General features: G+C 36.9%; 18 protein-coding genes. 13 read left to right on the forward strand and 5 right to left on the reverse strand.

What is annotated here, in order from left to right:
- Window positions 1-30 precede the first annotated feature (30 nt).
- From Q1K34_RS13605 to Q1K34_RS13665, 13 genes are all read left to right on the forward strand, one after another.
- On the forward strand, window positions 31-459 hold the full coding sequence (locus Q1K34_RS13605; protein WP_011709092.1) for a Fur family transcriptional regulator: 429 nt from the start codon (window positions 31-33) through the stop codon (window positions 457-459).
- A gap of 89 nt (window positions 460-548) precedes the next feature.
- Window positions 549-1,952, forward strand: coding sequence for a dihydrolipoyl dehydrogenase (lpdA, locus tag Q1K34_RS13610; RefSeq protein ID WP_011709093.1), 1,404 nt, complete (start codon window positions 549-551; stop codon window positions 1,950-1,952).
- 97 nt (window positions 1,953-2,049) lie between these two features.
- A complete protein-coding gene (nhaA, locus tag Q1K34_RS13615; protein ID WP_011709094.1) occupies window positions 2,050-3,399 on the forward strand; it encodes a Na+/H+ antiporter NhaA in 1,350 nt (449 codons plus the stop codon).
- A 10-nt stretch (window positions 3,400-3,409) separates the two neighbouring features.
- Window positions 3,410-4,201, forward strand: coding sequence for a cation transporter (locus Q1K34_RS13620; protein WP_188619036.1), 792 nt, complete (start codon window positions 3,410-3,412; stop codon window positions 4,199-4,201).
- Window positions 4,202-4,249: 48 nt separating this feature from the next.
- Window positions 4,250-4,930, forward strand: a complete 681-nt coding sequence (locus tag Q1K34_RS13625) for a lipoprotein signal peptidase (protein ID WP_041250265.1) — start codon at window positions 4,250-4,252, stop codon at window positions 4,928-4,930.
- A gap of 2 nt (window positions 4,931-4,932) precedes the next feature.
- Window positions 4,933-5,931 carry a sodium:calcium antiporter gene (locus Q1K34_RS13630; RefSeq protein ID WP_011709097.1) on the forward strand — a complete coding sequence of 333 codons (999 nt, stop codon included), beginning with the start codon at window positions 4,933-4,935 and terminating at the stop codon, window positions 5,929-5,931.
- 3 nt (window positions 5,932-5,934) lie between these two features.
- Window positions 5,935-6,120, forward strand: coding sequence for a hypothetical protein (locus tag Q1K34_RS13635; RefSeq protein ID WP_011709098.1), 186 nt, complete (start codon window positions 5,935-5,937; stop codon window positions 6,118-6,120).
- 18 nt (window positions 6,121-6,138) lie between these two features.
- Window positions 6,139-7,455: an APC family permease gene (locus tag Q1K34_RS13640; RefSeq protein WP_011709099.1), complete on the forward strand. Its 1,317-nt coding sequence runs from the start codon at window positions 6,139-6,141 to the stop codon at window positions 7,453-7,455.
- A gap of 9 nt (window positions 7,456-7,464) precedes the next feature.
- Complete coding sequence (locus Q1K34_RS13645) at window positions 7,465-7,641, forward strand: hypothetical protein (RefSeq protein ID WP_008615607.1); 177 nt, start codon at window positions 7,465-7,467, stop codon at window positions 7,639-7,641.
- Between the two features lie 18 nt (window positions 7,642-7,659).
- Window positions 7,660-8,016, forward strand: a complete 357-nt coding sequence (locus Q1K34_RS13650; RefSeq protein ID WP_011709100.1) for an STAS/SEC14 domain-containing protein — start codon at window positions 7,660-7,662, stop codon at window positions 8,014-8,016.
- A gap of 57 nt (window positions 8,017-8,073) precedes the next feature.
- Complete coding sequence (locus tag Q1K34_RS13655) at window positions 8,074-8,895, forward strand: universal stress protein (RefSeq protein WP_011709101.1); 822 nt, start codon at window positions 8,074-8,076, stop codon at window positions 8,893-8,895.
- Between the two features lie 447 nt (window positions 8,896-9,342).
- Window positions 9,343-9,834 (forward strand): asparaginase domain-containing protein, encoded by a 492-nt coding sequence (locus tag Q1K34_RS13660; protein ID WP_011709103.1) that lies wholly within the window; start codon window positions 9,343-9,345, stop codon window positions 9,832-9,834.
- A 2-nt stretch (window positions 9,835-9,836) separates the two neighbouring features.
- Window positions 9,837-10,124: a hypothetical protein gene (locus tag Q1K34_RS13665; RefSeq protein WP_011709104.1), complete on the forward strand. Its 288-nt coding sequence runs from the start codon at window positions 9,837-9,839 to the stop codon at window positions 10,122-10,124.
- On the opposite strand, the gene Q1K34_RS13670 is transcribed toward Q1K34_RS13665, so the two are convergent.
- From Q1K34_RS13670 to Q1K34_RS13690, 5 genes are all read right to left on the reverse strand, one after another.
- Window positions 10,106-10,312 carry a hypothetical protein gene (locus Q1K34_RS13670; protein WP_011709105.1) on the reverse strand — a complete coding sequence of 69 codons (207 nt, stop codon included), beginning with the start codon at window positions 10,310-10,312 and terminating at the stop codon, window positions 10,106-10,108. The two genes, Q1K34_RS13665 and Q1K34_RS13670, sit on opposite strands and share 19 nt — an antisense overlap.
- 4 nt (window positions 10,313-10,316) lie before the next feature.
- Window positions 10,317-10,904 (reverse strand): phosphatase PAP2 family protein, encoded by a 588-nt coding sequence (locus Q1K34_RS13675; protein WP_011709106.1) that lies wholly within the window; start codon window positions 10,902-10,904, stop codon window positions 10,317-10,319.
- Between the two features lie 120 nt (window positions 10,905-11,024).
- Window positions 11,025-12,680, reverse strand: coding sequence for a glycosyltransferase family 39 protein (locus Q1K34_RS13680; RefSeq protein ID WP_011709107.1), 1,656 nt, complete (start codon window positions 12,678-12,680; stop codon window positions 11,025-11,027).
- Window positions 12,681-12,750: 70 nt separating this feature from the next.
- Window positions 12,751-13,380 carry a lipid-A-disaccharide synthase N-terminal domain-containing protein gene (locus Q1K34_RS13685; protein ID WP_011709108.1) on the reverse strand — a complete coding sequence of 210 codons (630 nt, stop codon included), beginning with the start codon at window positions 13,378-13,380 and terminating at the stop codon, window positions 12,751-12,753.
- Window positions 13,377-14,090 (reverse strand): glycosyltransferase family 2 protein, encoded by a 714-nt coding sequence (locus Q1K34_RS13690; RefSeq protein WP_011709109.1) that lies wholly within the window; start codon window positions 14,088-14,090, stop codon window positions 13,377-13,379. The genes Q1K34_RS13685 and Q1K34_RS13690 overlap by 4 nt, the downstream gene beginning before the upstream one ends.
- Window positions 14,091-14,187: the final 97 nt, after the last annotated feature.

Here is a 14,187-nt window from a genome sequence, read left to right on the forward strand (position 1 = left end):
AAGAATCCAGCTTTTTTGAAAGAATATTAAATGACAAAAACGGAAAAAATATTAACAAATCACGGTATTCGACCTACTCAAATGCGGTCGAAGATATACAAATACCTCAAAAGGAAAACTTATGCAGTAAGTTTAAATGAAATGCAAAAAGTCTTTATCAATAAAAATATCAAAACGGCCAATAAGACCACTTTCTACAGGACGATAAAGCTCTTTGAGAAAAAAAGCATGGTGCACCAAATTGACGATGGAACTGCTTTTGCAAAATATGCGCTTTCTGATGAAAACACCAATGTTAAACACAGTACAGATTTACATATGCACTTTCATTGTACCGATTGTAAGAAAACAATCTGTTTACCAAATAAAATATCGGAAGAGAGTTTGCCAGACCATTATGAGGTGAACGATGTGAACCTGGTATTAAAAGGGATATGTAAAAATTGTAGTAAAAAATAATAGGTGGAAGTGCCTTAAGCCTGAATCCCAGCCCCCAATGGTCAAGCTTAAGGTTTTTTCCACCGTAACTAACTTAAAAAAATGTGAATATGGAAAAATTTGATGTAACTATAATAGGATCTGGCCCGGGCGGGTATGTAGGTGCAATCCGTTGTGCCCAATTAGGTTTAAAAGTGGCTATAGTTGAAAGGTATAGCACCCTGGGAGGAACCTGTCTTAATGTGGGCTGTATCCCGTCAAAAGCCTGGTTGGAAGCCTCTGAACATAATTACAAGCTCAAGCATCAATTCGAAAAATTTGGGATCAACGTAAAAGAGGCCAATGTCGATATCCTAAAAATGAACCAAAGGGTTCAGGACGTGGTACAGGAAATTATCAATGGTGTTGACTATTTGATGAAAAAGAACAAGGTTGCCGTTTATGAAGGCCACGGCACCATCAAGGATAAAAATACGATTGTAATTAAGGGCGAAGATAAAACGGAAACCATAGCAACCGATAAAATCATCATTGCCACAGGGTCCAAACCCGCTTCATTGCCCAATATTAAAATCGACAAAAAGCGCATCATCTCTTCTACCGAAGCCCTTGCCCTACGGGAAATCCCCAAGCATTTAATGGTCGTTGGCGGTGGCGTTATCGGTGTGGAGATAGGTTCCGTATTCGCCCGCCTGGGTTCAAAGGTTTCTATAGTAGAATATTTTGATAGCCTCATCGCCACTATGGATGGTGCATTGGGACATCAATTGCACCGTTCCCTAAGAAAACAGGGAATTGAATTCTATTTAAAACATAAGGTGACGAATGCAACAGCAACGGACAACAAAGTGGTGTTGAAAGCGGAAAACCTTTCCGATAAAGAAGAAATGAGTTTAGATGGCGATTACTGCCTTATGGCCATTGGGCGAAAACCGTACACCGCAAATTTAGGACTTGAAAACATAGAAGTGGAAATCAATGAAAAAGGACAGATAATCGTAGATGAGAATCTCGAAACCAATGTCAAAGGAATATATGCCATTGGGGATGTAATCAGGGGGGCGATGCTTGCCCATAAAGCAAGTGAAGAAGGCGTTTTTGTAGCCGAAACTATTGTTGGTCAAAAGCCATATATTAATTATTCGCTCATCCCAAATATCGTGTACACCCAGCCCGAGGTCGCCGGCGTAGGCTTGACGGAAGAAGAATTGAAAAAGGCCAATAAAAATATAAAAATAGGGTCTTTCCCCTATAAGGCAAACGCACGGGCAAAGATAAGTATGGATACCGATGGTTTTATAAAGGTAATCGCAGATAAGCAGACCGATGAGATACTGGGCGTGCATATGATAGGCCCTCGCATTGCAGACAGTTATACCGAAGCGGTGGTAGCAATGGAATTTAGGGCATCTGCTGAAGACATTGCAAGAATGTCACACGGGCATCCCACATTTTCAGAGACCTTTAAAGAGGCGTGTCTGGCCGCTACAGATGATAGGGCATTACATATTTAAAGTTGACCTAACAGTAAGTTCTTAAAAATTAAGACGCTACTGAGCTTTTTGAAATATTAAGGTTTAAATAATTAACTCAAAAAATAGATAAGATCAAATGGGGCAATCAGTTCGAAATCAATCCACTATTGGGTATATCAGGGAAACGGCAACAAAGTTCCTCGACAGGGAAACAGCTGGGGGGATTTTTTTAATAATTGCTACTATAGTTGCCCTTCTTTTAGCTAATTCACAGTGGGCAGGTGCCTATCATCATTTTCTTGGCGATGAATTGCTTTTTGAATTTTCCGAGCATCTTAGTTTTGGGCTAACAATTGAAGAATGGATCAATGATGGCCTAATGGCAATTTTCTTTTTGGTTGCCGGCCTTGAATTGAAGAGGGAGGTTATGGTGGGGGAATTATCTTCAATTAAAAAAGCCTCAGCCCCCTTGTTGGCAGCTTTAGGTGGTATGGCAGTTCCGGCCCTCATTTTTATTAGCCTAAATTTAGGCACTGAAAATATAAAGGGTTGGGGCATCCCTATGGCTACCGATATCGCATATTCACTAGGGATTATTGGCCTACTGGGGAAAAATGTCCCCAGGCAGTTAAAAACATTTTTAATAGCCCTCGCTATTGCTGACGATATAGGGGCCATATTGGTGATAGCATTGTTTTATAGCAACGAGTTGAGCTGGATATACCTTGGATCGGGCATGGGGGCATTTGGGTTATTATTATTAATGAATTGGACTGGGGTCAAAAATTTGATTTGGTATATTATTATTGGGATCATCTTATGGTATTGCTTCCTTAATTCGGGGATCCATCCAACTATTGCGGGGGTACTTTTTGCCATTACCATTCCAATAGTGCCCAAATTAGACAGTAAAATATTAAAAGAAAGGACTGCCACAAACGTTACTAATCTTGAGAAAACAGAGCTGGAAAAATTAAATCCCCTTCAGGATAAAAAACAACAAATAATTTTAAAAGCCATTAAAACAGATACTGAGAATTCAAGGCCTCCTTTGCTCAAACTGGAAAATTCCCTTGTTGATTTCAATGCTTTCTTTATCATTCCAATTTTTGCAGTCGCGAATGCGGGAGTAAAGCTCGATGTAAATTTAATTGAGGTTGTTTCCGGTTCTTTGGGGCTGGGGATCCTTTTGGGATTAGCAATTGGTAAAGTAACAGGGATTGGTATTTTTACATTGATTGGGCAAAAACTTGGAGTTTCCGAATTACATATTACACTAAACTGGAAACATATAATTGGAATTGGTATGATTGCGGGAATTGGCTTTACCATGTCCCTTTTTATTACCAATCTCGCATTTAATGATCAGGAATTGATTAAAATTTCGAAAATAAGCATTTTGATAGCTTCATTACTTGCAGCTATTGGCGGTGCGGTAATTCTCTTATTAACTTCCAATAAAGGAAGGAAAAATATAGTTAAGTGATATGGGAGAAATGAACAAAAGTACCTTTATAGTAAGTCAAATGGACTGTCCTTCAGAAGAACAGATGATCCGGATGAAGTTGGAGGCTTATACACAAGTGAAATATTTGGATTTTGATATTCCCAACAGGAAATTGGAAGTATATCATGTGAATGGAATCGAAGATATACAAACATCAATAGCCGGTTTAAACCTTGGGGATTCCTTCCAAGGGACAGAAGAAGCCGAGCCTCCTGAAATAGAAGACCAATCCAAACAGAAAACAATCCTTTGGTGGGTCCTCGGGATAAATTTCGGCTTTTTCATTATCGAAATGACCACGGGGTGGATTTCTTCTTCTATGGGCCTTATTGCAGATTCGTTGGATATGCTGGCAGATTCGATAGTATATGCGCTAAGTTTATTTGCAGTAGGTGGTGCCATTTCCAGAAAAAAGAAGGTGGCAAAATTCAGCGGGTATTTTCAGATGGCCTTGGCAACACTTGGTTTTGCAGAGGTATTAAGAAGGTTTTTTACCAGTAGTGAAACACCAATTTTCCAATTGATGATCATTGTTTCCATTTTCGCCCTTCTGGGTAACCTTATTTCGCTTTGGTTGATAAATAAGGCCAAAAGTAAGGAGGCGCATATGCAGGCCAGTGCCATTTTTACGTCGAATGATATCATCGTCAACGGTGGGGTGATACTGGCCGGTGTTTTGGTCTATTTTCTGGATAGCAAATGGCCAGATTTGATCATTGGTGGAATCGTGTTCACTTTTGTAATGCGAGGCGCCATAAGGATATTGAAAATTTCGAAATAATTTAAATATGTGATCGACACAATATGTATTGCTAACAACATAATGATTATGAATAAAAGAAATGTAGCATTATTGATTTTACTGTTGTTGGCAATAGACCAAGCCATAAAGATTTATGTGAAGACCCATTTTTATTATGGCGAGGAGTACTACGTGTTTGGCTTGGATTGGTTTCGCTTGCATTTTTTGGAAAATTCCGGAATGGCCTGGGGCTTTAAATTTGGGGAGGGATATGTGGCCAAATTTATTTTAATACTATTTCGCTTAGCAGCCATTATTTGGGGGACCTTTTATATCAAAAAGATGATACGTGAAGGATATGCAAAAGTCTTTATAATCTGTGCCGCATTTATATACGCAGGTGCATTGGGCAATTTGATTGACGGTGCATTTTACGGACTGTTTTTTGAAAAAAGTGATCCCGCACTTCGCAACATTGCAGAAATATTCCCCTCAGGCGGTGGTTATGCGGGATTTTTAAATGGCAATGTGGTGGATATGTGGTACTTCCCTATTATTGATACAAGGCTTCCGGAATGGTTGCCATTATGGGGAGGCAATGAATTTACTTTTTTCGACCCTGTATTCAATACCGCAGATGTTTGGATTAGCACGGGAGTGATTTTACTCCTGATCTTTCAAAGCCAACAAAAAAAAGACCAGAAAATATCGGATAAGAAAAAGTTGAAATATACTGAAAGTAACAGGACAATTATAAAAATCGATTAGTTATGAACGTTTGGCTCTGGGTAGTAGTATTGGGATTGGCAGCTTGGGCCGCACATTGGGGTGCTGATCAACTCCTAACACCTTTGAAAATGCTGCGTAAGCAATGGGGGCTTACAGCTTCTGCAGGAGCAGCTTTCCTAGCTATTGTAACAGCGAGCCCGGAAGTGGCGATAAATATTACAAGTGCTGCCCGGGGAGTATCTGATATCGGATTAGGAAATTTGCTTGGTTCCAATATAATTTCCATCCCACTCATGGTAACCATCGCCTATTTCGCTTCCAGAAAACAATTTAAAAACAATAAGGAACATCAAAAACATTTAGATACCAACCTGCTGGCCCTGAACAAACGTTCTGTCTCGGTATTGTCCATCCCCTATCTGGCAATCATTGCTTTGGTAGCTATACTAACCCTTCCAAAAGCCTGGCGTGGGTTACAACCCATTGATGGGTGGATTATGCTGGCGGCCTATGCGGCTTTTTTAATGCGTGCCATTATAAAAGGCAGGAAAAAAGGGGAAAGTGTGGAGTGGGATAAGAAGAAAGTGTGGTTATCAGTAGCCGGAGCTATGGCAATAGCCGTGGGTGCTTTTTTTATTGTTAAGGCTACGGAAAATATTGTTTCGGTGTTGAACATTTCCGAAATTGTTGGAGGGCTGTTTATTACCGGAATAATGACGACTGCCCCAGAAATATTTAAAACATGGAGTGTGGTAAAAGGAGGTGAAGTGACCGCGGGCACCACGAGCGTAATTGCCGATAATGCTGTTACCATGACGATAGCATTTTTTCCTTTGGCATTGGTAACAACACCTATCGAAGATTTCCAGTTGTTTTGGGTCAACCTGGCTTTTGTAGGACTGATGCCGCTTTTATATTCGGTATTTGTTCATCAAAGCAAGGAGCTTCACGGGTTCAGCAGATGGCAGATATTCGTTTTCGATGCAGCGTATATTGTATATCTCTTAACTATGGTGTTTTTTGTTCTAAAACTATTTTAAAAAATGAAGGAGGACTTATTTAAGGATTACCAGGAGAGGCTAAATGTGCTGGATGAAAATATTAGAGCAGTAGCATTAAATTATGCAAGAGATTTCTATTTGAACAAAAATTGTTCAAAAGAAGAGGCTATTGAGCGTGGTATCGTAAAGGCAGAGATGGAAAAAAGGAATTTAGATAGAAATGGATAATATATTACTAATAGTATTATGGCAGAATTAAAAAAATCTCTGGGTACTCTTCGCCTTACTTTTTATGGTGTAGGTACCATTGTTGGTGCTGGAATATATACTGTAATTGGTGCAGCCGCTGGACAGGCGGGAACAGACCTTTGGTTGAGTTTTATTTTTGCCGCCATTGCGGCCAGTGTCTCGGCAATGTCGTATGCAGAGCTGTCCTCTACCTATCCTAATGCCGGTGCAGAATTCATTTTTGTACGGAAAGCTTTTCCAAAAATCGACATTCCATCTTTTCTAACAGGTTGGACGATTGCATTTCACAGTTCGGCCACCATCGCCGCGGTGCTACTTGCTTTTTCAGGGTATTTCAATACGTTTTTTAACATCCCTTCCTTACTGGTTAGCTATGCTGTGCTACTGATTCTTGCATTGATAAGCATTACGGGCATCAAAAAATCATCTACCGCCAATATCATTATGGTCAGTATTCAGCTATTGGGATTGTTTATTCTTATTGCGGTCGGACTTTTGGAAACAGGACCACCAAAATCAGAATTTTTTAAAGTGGAGTCCTTTTCCGGCACCCTGGCAGCGACTGCTACCTTATTTTTTGTTTATACCGGCTTTGAGCATATGGCAGCATTGGGTTCCGAGGTAAAAAATCCGGGCAAGACTATTCCGAGGGCATTTTTATTGACAATGGTGTTTACCACAATTATATACCTACTAATATCTTTTACGGTACTCAATATAAGTGACCCCGCAGAAATAGCAAAGGTAGATTCCCCATTGTCGCTGGCCGCTTCAAATTTAAATTCCTGGTTGCCCGTAGCCCTGGCAGTTGCGGCACTTTTTGCTACGGCTAATGCGGCTTTTAGTGGCATTATTTCCATTAGCAGGTTGCTTTTCGGTATGGCAAGCGTGGGCGAGCTTCCAAAATTTATGACCAAGACCAATGCGCAGAAAGTACCCTGGGTAACTACACTGGTGGTTATGGCTGCGGTAGCGGCATTTTTATTATTGGGAGATATTAAAATTGTCGCAGGAATGTCCTCTTTAGGGGCGTTACTCGTTTTTGTAGCTGTGAATATTGCACTCATCGTTTTGCGTTATAAAGCACCTGACAAAGAAAGACCTTTTAAAGTTCCCCTTTCCATAGGGAAAGTACCTATCCTACCCATTTTGGCCATAATTATTAGCCTGTCTCTGGTAGTTCAGTTTAACTGGCAGGTGTATGTTGCTTTTGTGGGAGCAATTATAGTGGGCATCGTACTGGATTATTTTTTGGACAAAAAGTCAAAGAATGAGATAGATCCCGAAAAAGAAAAAGAACTGTTCAACCATTAAAATGAAGCTATGGAATGGACCTTTGAAGAATTTAAAACCAGTTTGGATGGCCTCCATCCTGCAGTGAAGGAAAAAGCCCTGGAAATTGCTAAAAGTCTGGTTATAGAAAAGAATTATACTAAGGGAAATGCCATAAAAGAAGGAATTATGAAAGCTGAAGAATGGTTTTACGATTTAGGCGGTTAATAATTAATAAAAATAGATATGTTACAAATTATTGAGATTTCAGGAGATAATATTATTGCAACCAGAGCATCGGGAGATTTAACCGAGATGGATATTGAGAAGGTACATCCCCTTATTCATGCTATTTTGGACAAAGGATTAAACGTACGCTGGTATTTTGAAATGGAGAATTTTACCGGCTGGGATTTTCCAGGCCTGTGGGAAGATCTAAAAATGGATACTGCCCATGCAAAAGATTATGAGAAAATCGCGATGGTGGGCAACAAAAAATGGCAGGACTGGATTACAAAATTCATGAAACCTTTTACCAATGCTGAAGTAAAATATTTTGACTTAGAGGAAAAGGAAATTGCCAAAAAGTGGATTAAACAATAAACCTTTTATTTAAATAATTAATTGAAAAACTGAATGTATAATTAAAATTAAAAAACCATGAAAATAATAGTACCGATTGATTTTAGTCAAAGTTCCAAAATTGGAGTTGAGTATGCCGCAAAGGTGGCCGAATCTTTAAATTCAGAAATTATCTTTGTTCATGCCTATTCTGAAGGTTATCAATATGCCGGATATGGGGCTATAGTTTATCCGGTTCCCGACAATTTTAGTTCTTATCAGAAATTGTACAAAGAAAAAATGCTGGAATTTCTCGAAAATTTTCCACGTCTGGCGACAATAAAATATAAGAGTATGGTAGCCCCAGGAAGACCTTCAGATATAATTTATCAACTAGCAACAGAAGAAAAAGCCAGTTTGATAATTATGGGGACAGAAGGTGCAGGTGAGGTAGAAGGTTACCTCGCAGGAACTACCAGTGAAAAAGTGAGCAAGGATGTACCCTGCCCTGTGCTGGTAGTACCGGAAGATTTAGAAACTTTTGATTTAAAAAGAGTTTGTCTGGCGCTGGATTCAGATAATCTGAAACCTGATAGGGAACTAAAGGTTCTGGCTAATCTATTAAAGGCATTTAACGCACGCCTTTTTATATTTCATTTTTCCAAAATTAAAGATGAAGTTATTAATGAACAGGAGATTAAAAACTATTATGAGGAGTTTTTTAATCTGCAGAATATTTCTGTTCATCTTTTTTCCGAAGGGAAAACCGAAGATAAAATAACCGGTTTTTTGAAAGATAATATCATAGATATTTTGGCGCTACTTTACAGGAAACATGACTTTATAGAAAAACTAACTGAACTGGGGCTGAGAAGGAAAATGATTTTCAAATCAGAAATTCCTGTACTTATTTTAAAATAATGGTAGTGCCCGCTTTTAATGAATTATATCAGATTTTATAAGTCCTATGAAGTTATTTTCTGGAAATTAAACAAATTTCCAAAAGGGCATGTTTTTAGAAAAACTAGGCAGCTGTTGTTACATTATAACTCTGCCATTCGGCTTTAAGTCATAAGTGCTTTTTTCACACCGTATTTGCCAATGTTGGCGTAGCTTTATAGGCCGTCCTAAAAGCAATCCGTTTACAGAAAATGGATTGGAAATAGTATAACAAAATGTAATGTCCCAAAATAGAAGAAATAGAAGAAAGAAAAAAGTTCAGAAACCATCTAAGAACAAAATCACAAAAAAAGATAAGGTGAAGGGGATTATCGCGCTTGTCCTTCTGATCATAGCTGCTTTTCTGCTTTACTTTTTTGTGTTAAAAGGGAATATCCATAAACATTAATTTCTATAAAAAATAAAATTATGATACATATTATTACAACAGGAGGAACCATTGAAGGCTTGGATTATGAAAACCCAGAAAATAAAACAGAGCAAAGCGAAATAGCGATTAGAGAATTTCTTGACCTGGCCAATGTCTCGTTTCCCTATATTATCGAAAGGGCATTTTCTAAGGATAGCCGATCAATTACCGATGAAGACAGGAATTTTTTGTTAAAAAAAATAAAAGCTTCCAATGCAGAAAAAATTTTAATAACCCATGGGACTTTTACTATGGAAGATACCGCGACTTATTTTGGAAAGGAAGAACTTAAAAAGACTATCGTCCTTGTCGGCTCCTTTATTTTAGGATCATCTGCAAACACCGATGCTTCATTCAATTTAGGCTATGCAATCTGCGCTTTACAATTTTTAAAACCTGATGTTTATGTGGTTATGAATGGCAGGATTTTTCATTGGAGCAATGTTACCAAAAATCTGGAATCAAACAAGTTTGAGCCTAAAAATGAATAAAAATGTTCGGCACCTCAATACATTGGACCACCTTTTTTTACCTGCTGATAGATACTTTTATTGTAGTTATTGCTACCATTGCAAACATTAATCTTAAGCACCTTAGTTTCCACAGATATATAATTCTCGGCCTCCTGTACATCGCTTACAATGCCACCGGGGGATTTTTGCCTATTGAAAATTTAACCGATCCACTTATTCTCCAGTACATTATTACTTATGGGGTTGCCATTGCATTATGCCTATATATGATTTATTACCTGTTCAAAGATTATGATATTATTTTATAAGAAAATCCAGGGGGTAAGCTTAAATAATCATTTGGATCGGGTATAATACCTTCCACAGCCTCTTGTTTACAAAATAGTTCTTCTGTATTACAGCTAGATAAAATTGAAAAACCTAAAGATGCCAGCACGGCATTTTTAATAAAGTTTCTTCTATTTGTTGTGGAAATAGATGTTTCAATTTTATTCATACTTCTAAAATTTGTATTTAAAGCCGATCAAATGATTCCCTTCAAAATTATCATAAGTTAATTCCATGTGCTCCTGTTGATACTCTGTCGTGAAGACTAAGTTGCTTCCCAAACCAATTGCTGTTCCGGCAAGAACATCCAGGATATCATGTTTCTTGGAATCTATACGACTTGCGGCTGTAAATCCCGCAAGAGCATAGGCAGGTATACTATATTTAAAACCATATCTTCTATGTATATATCCTGCACTATGAAAAACGGTAGAGGTATGTCCTGATGGGAAAGAATTATCATTACTCATATCTGGTCTTTGCTTATTTACCCCTAATTTTAAACCAAATGTGACTGCTTCTGTAAGTAATAGCCCCTTTGTAAATTGCCAGGCTCCTTCATTATCCCCCTTAATCAAGCTGGTTCCTAAAGTCGCAACAGGTAAAGCAATCAATATTACGTCACCTATTTTTTGTACTGTGCCAACTTGTGGAATGGTCTCACTTGTATCCTGAGCATAAGAAAACTGAGCAAATAGAAGACAGCAAACGATGATTACTGTCCAAAATGAAGATTTGAAATTTTGCAAATAGATAAGCATTAATTAGTAAAATTTAGATTTGAGTAAATGTTATCTATAGGCTTTTGATTTTCTCTGATAGCAAAGATGAACGAAAAGTCTTTTGAGAATCTAAAGAGATTCTAAAGGAAATCTAAAGTCTTAATTATTGTAAAAAATCGTCCATTTAGGATACTCCTTTTTTTGATCAAACGCATTTCTCAAGAATTGGATATTTTCGTTTAATTCCGATTTATTCCGAACTAAAAGAAAAGTATGTCGGGCTTTGGATAACTGTTTAAGATTAGCTATTACATCAGGAGTATTCACATCCCATAATTGTTTCCTCCAATCCTCATTATTCTGAAATTGAACTTCCCTATCTGTTGTTCTATGAGTGGATTGTAGTGTGATATATTCAGCATTAGAATAAAATGGAATAGAAGTAAGTAAATAGTCGTAAACCAAGATGGTTTTATCCTTCTCTTTTGAAATAGTATTGATGAAATTTGCCATATGTCGGGTAGAGTTAATTAATGGGCTATTTGTTTTTAAAATAGTGCTGGAAATTAAAAGTACAGCACCACTAAAAATAGCCCCAACTACTGCCGGTTTATATTTTTTATCATTTTCTATGAAATAGTGAACAGCGAAAGAAAATATAGTTACTAAAAAGGAGGTGATAATTGCTGAAGTATGAATATTAATAAACTCAAATTCAGAAAACCAGCAAATAAGAAGACCAATAAATAGTATGGTCAAAATTATCAAGTAAACCAGGCTTATGCATTTCTTACTTTCCTTGTCCAGGCTCTCTAATTGTTTGGCTATATAAATAACCATCATCCAAAATACAGGAAGGATATATAATATAAGCTTGGTACGAAATACTGAGAAAAGTAGAATTAACAGGCTACTGGATATCAATAAAACCAGAGATTGATTTTTTGTCTTATAAAGAGATTTCAGTTTAAATTTAAAAGTAGGAATACTTCCAACTAGCCAGGGGAGAAGTAAACCAAATATTATGGGAATAAAATACCAGAAAGGTTTAGCTCTTTCACTAAAAGAACTACCAGTCATTCTTCCCGCAATTTGTTTTTCAATAAAATAGTCCCAGAGCTTTGGATTTTCAACCACTAAAAGTAAAAACCAACTTGCTCCTATAGTTAAGCATATTAAAACACCAAATACATGATGTGTATTGATCTTAAAACCAGATTTACATATGATTTTATAGGTGAAGATATATACCAGAACAAATAAGAGTGCAACCGGACCTTTAGTCAAAAGTGACAACCCAAGTAGTATATAGAACAGATAGAGAAAAGGTAACTTTTTATTGCTGATGTAATACTGCCAGCTAAAAATAGCTGCCATGATAAAGGTGGTTAAATATGCATCTGTAGTAAGGTTTCGACTTGATATAAGAACAATAGGCATGGAGAAATAAATCAATCCGGAGAGAAAAGCAATTTTTCTACTTCTAAATAGTAAATGAGCTAAACCATAAATTAGAAGAAGCTGAATTACAATAGCAACTTGAAGAAAAAATCTAGCGCCAAATTCATTGATACCAAATATTTTATAGCCCAAAGAGGTAATATAATAGGTAATAGGTGGCTTATGAAAATGAAAAATCCCTAAAAGTTGTGGATTTAGATAGTCACCTGAAAGAAACATTTCACGACTGATTTCAGCATATCTGGCTTCACTACTTTCCGCAAGACCATAAGAACCTAAACCAATGATGAGACAAATAAATGCAAGACAAATAAATAATAGATAAAAGCGGTCAGTAGTATTTTTTAGGGTCACTCTTTGTAGTTTATTGCTACAAAAGTGGAACTGAAATCTTTTGAAAATTTAAACGAAATCTAAAGCAAACCTAAAGGATCTTAGATTCGGTTTTAAGGATCAAAATATTTCGAACGTATAGAAAAATGCCTAATGAATGACCTAAAAGTAACACAGGATCTTTCCTAAATATTGCATAAATAAGAATCATTAAAGAACCAAATAAGCTTAGGAACCAAAAACCCAAAGGCAGGGAAGAAACTTTCCGCTTTTCAGAATAAAACCATTGATAAACAAAGCGCAAAGTAAAAATCACTTGAGCTATAATACCTAATAACAAAAGCCAAAGCGGAATGTTATCATTCTGAAATAATTTAGCGCGATCATAAACATGGTTATTATAGCCAATATAAAGAATGATAAATGGAAAAATATATAAAAACCAACGCAGCATTTTCGGGAATTTCAGCCATTGATTTTGCAGATGCATATTGCGTATGTAAATGAAATAGGTCAGTATTTGGCCCAGCATGATGGCAAAATCATTGCGTAAATAACCATACATGAATAATAGAAAAGAAGCTATCAAACTCAGTTGCCAGAATAATACGGGGGTAAGCACCTTCTTTTGTTTTTCAGAAATTATCCATTGTAAAATAGAACGACCTGAAAATAATAATTGAGCAGAAAAACCAATAGTATAAATTAACCAACTACTCATGCTTTGTCTGCTATCTTATAATTGATATATTTTTTCTTCATCCATATATAGGCAATGCAATCTGCTAAAGGACCAAGCAGACGATTCCAGACACCAAATTTGCCTTTACCCGCAATCCTTGGAAAATGTTGCACTGGCACCTGTTTTACCGTTCCATTTTGAAGCAGAATCATTGCTGGTAAAAAGCGGTGTAAGCCTTGAAACATGGGGATACGTTTAGCATAATCAGCTTTTATGATCTTGAGCGGGCACCCGGTATCATCCATCCCGTCCTGAGTAAAGCTTCTACGAATACCGTTGGCTATTTTAGAGGACATATTTTTTATTAAACTATCTTTTCTGTTGGAGCGTACTCCTGTTACTAGGTCATAATCATCAATATATTCCAATAAAAGATTAAAGTCTTTTGGACTCGTTTGAAGATCTGAATCAATATATCCAACGAGCGAACTTTCAGCATGATCAAAACCTGCCTTAATAGCAGTGCTCAATCCATAATTCTTATCAAAATTGAGATAATTGAAAGTTTTGTTCTGGGTACATATTTGCTTAATAATCTGCAAGCTTGAATCTTTTGAACCATCATTTACAAATAAAACGGTGATTTTGAGCTTACATTGATCGATGTAGGACTGCAATTCTTTTTCTACTCTGGTCAGATTTTTTTCTTCGTTGTAAACAGGTACAATTATGGTGAGTGTATTTGGCATTCTTAGGCAGGAATTGTTAGCTTAATTTGCAATACTACGTTGTAAATCTAAAGTAATTTTTAAGTTTTACTGTTTTCACAACTATTGTTATAAAGCC

The sequence above is a fragment of the Christiangramia sp. genome (assembly GCF_029937855.1).
In the GTDB taxonomy this organism is placed as follows: Bacteria; Bacteroidota; Bacteroidia; order Flavobacteriales; family Flavobacteriaceae; genus Christiangramia.

Coding starts and splice junctions, on each gene's coding strand:
- Q1K34_RS13605 (WP_011709092.1), top strand. CDS start 31: ATGACAAAAACGGAAAAAATATTAACAAATCACGGTATTCGACCTACT.
- lpdA (WP_011709093.1), top strand. CDS start 549: ATGGAAAAATTTGATGTAACTATAATAGGATCTGGCCCGGGCGGGTAT.
- nhaA (WP_011709094.1), top strand. CDS start 2,050: ATGGGGCAATCAGTTCGAAATCAATCCACTATTGGGTATATCAGGGAA.
- Q1K34_RS13620 (WP_188619036.1), top strand. CDS start 3,410: ATGAACAAAAGTACCTTTATAGTAAGTCAAATGGACTGTCCTTCAGAA.
- Q1K34_RS13625 (WP_041250265.1), top strand. CDS start 4,250: ATGAATAAAAGAAATGTAGCATTATTGATTTTACTGTTGTTGGCAATA.
- Q1K34_RS13630 (WP_011709097.1), top strand. CDS start 4,933: ATGAACGTTTGGCTCTGGGTAGTAGTATTGGGATTGGCAGCTTGGGCC.
- Q1K34_RS13635 (WP_011709098.1), top strand. CDS start 5,935: ATGAAGGAGGACTTATTTAAGGATTACCAGGAGAGGCTAAATGTGCTG.
- Q1K34_RS13640 (WP_011709099.1), top strand. CDS start 6,139: ATGGCAGAATTAAAAAAATCTCTGGGTACTCTTCGCCTTACTTTTTAT.
- Q1K34_RS13645 (WP_008615607.1), top strand. CDS start 7,465: ATGGAATGGACCTTTGAAGAATTTAAAACCAGTTTGGATGGCCTCCAT.
- Q1K34_RS13650 (WP_011709100.1), top strand. CDS start 7,660: ATGTTACAAATTATTGAGATTTCAGGAGATAATATTATTGCAACCAGA.
- Q1K34_RS13655 (WP_011709101.1), top strand. CDS start 8,074: ATGAAAATAATAGTACCGATTGATTTTAGTCAAAGTTCCAAAATTGGA.
- Q1K34_RS13660 (WP_011709103.1), top strand. CDS start 9,343: ATGATACATATTATTACAACAGGAGGAACCATTGAAGGCTTGGATTAT.
- Q1K34_RS13665 (WP_011709104.1), top strand. CDS start 9,837: ATGTTCGGCACCTCAATACATTGGACCACCTTTTTTTACCTGCTGATA.
- Q1K34_RS13670 (WP_011709105.1), bottom strand. CDS start 10,312: ATGAATAAAATTGAAACATCTATTTCCACAACAAATAGAAGAAACTTT.
- Q1K34_RS13675 (WP_011709106.1), bottom strand. CDS start 10,904: ATGCTTATCTATTTGCAAAATTTCAAATCTTCATTTTGGACAGTAATC.
- Q1K34_RS13685 (WP_011709108.1), bottom strand. CDS start 13,380: ATGAGTAGTTGGTTAATTTATACTATTGGTTTTTCTGCTCAATTATTA.
- Q1K34_RS13690 (WP_011709109.1), bottom strand. CDS start 14,090: ATGCCAAATACACTCACCATAATTGTACCTGTTTACAACGAAGAAAAA.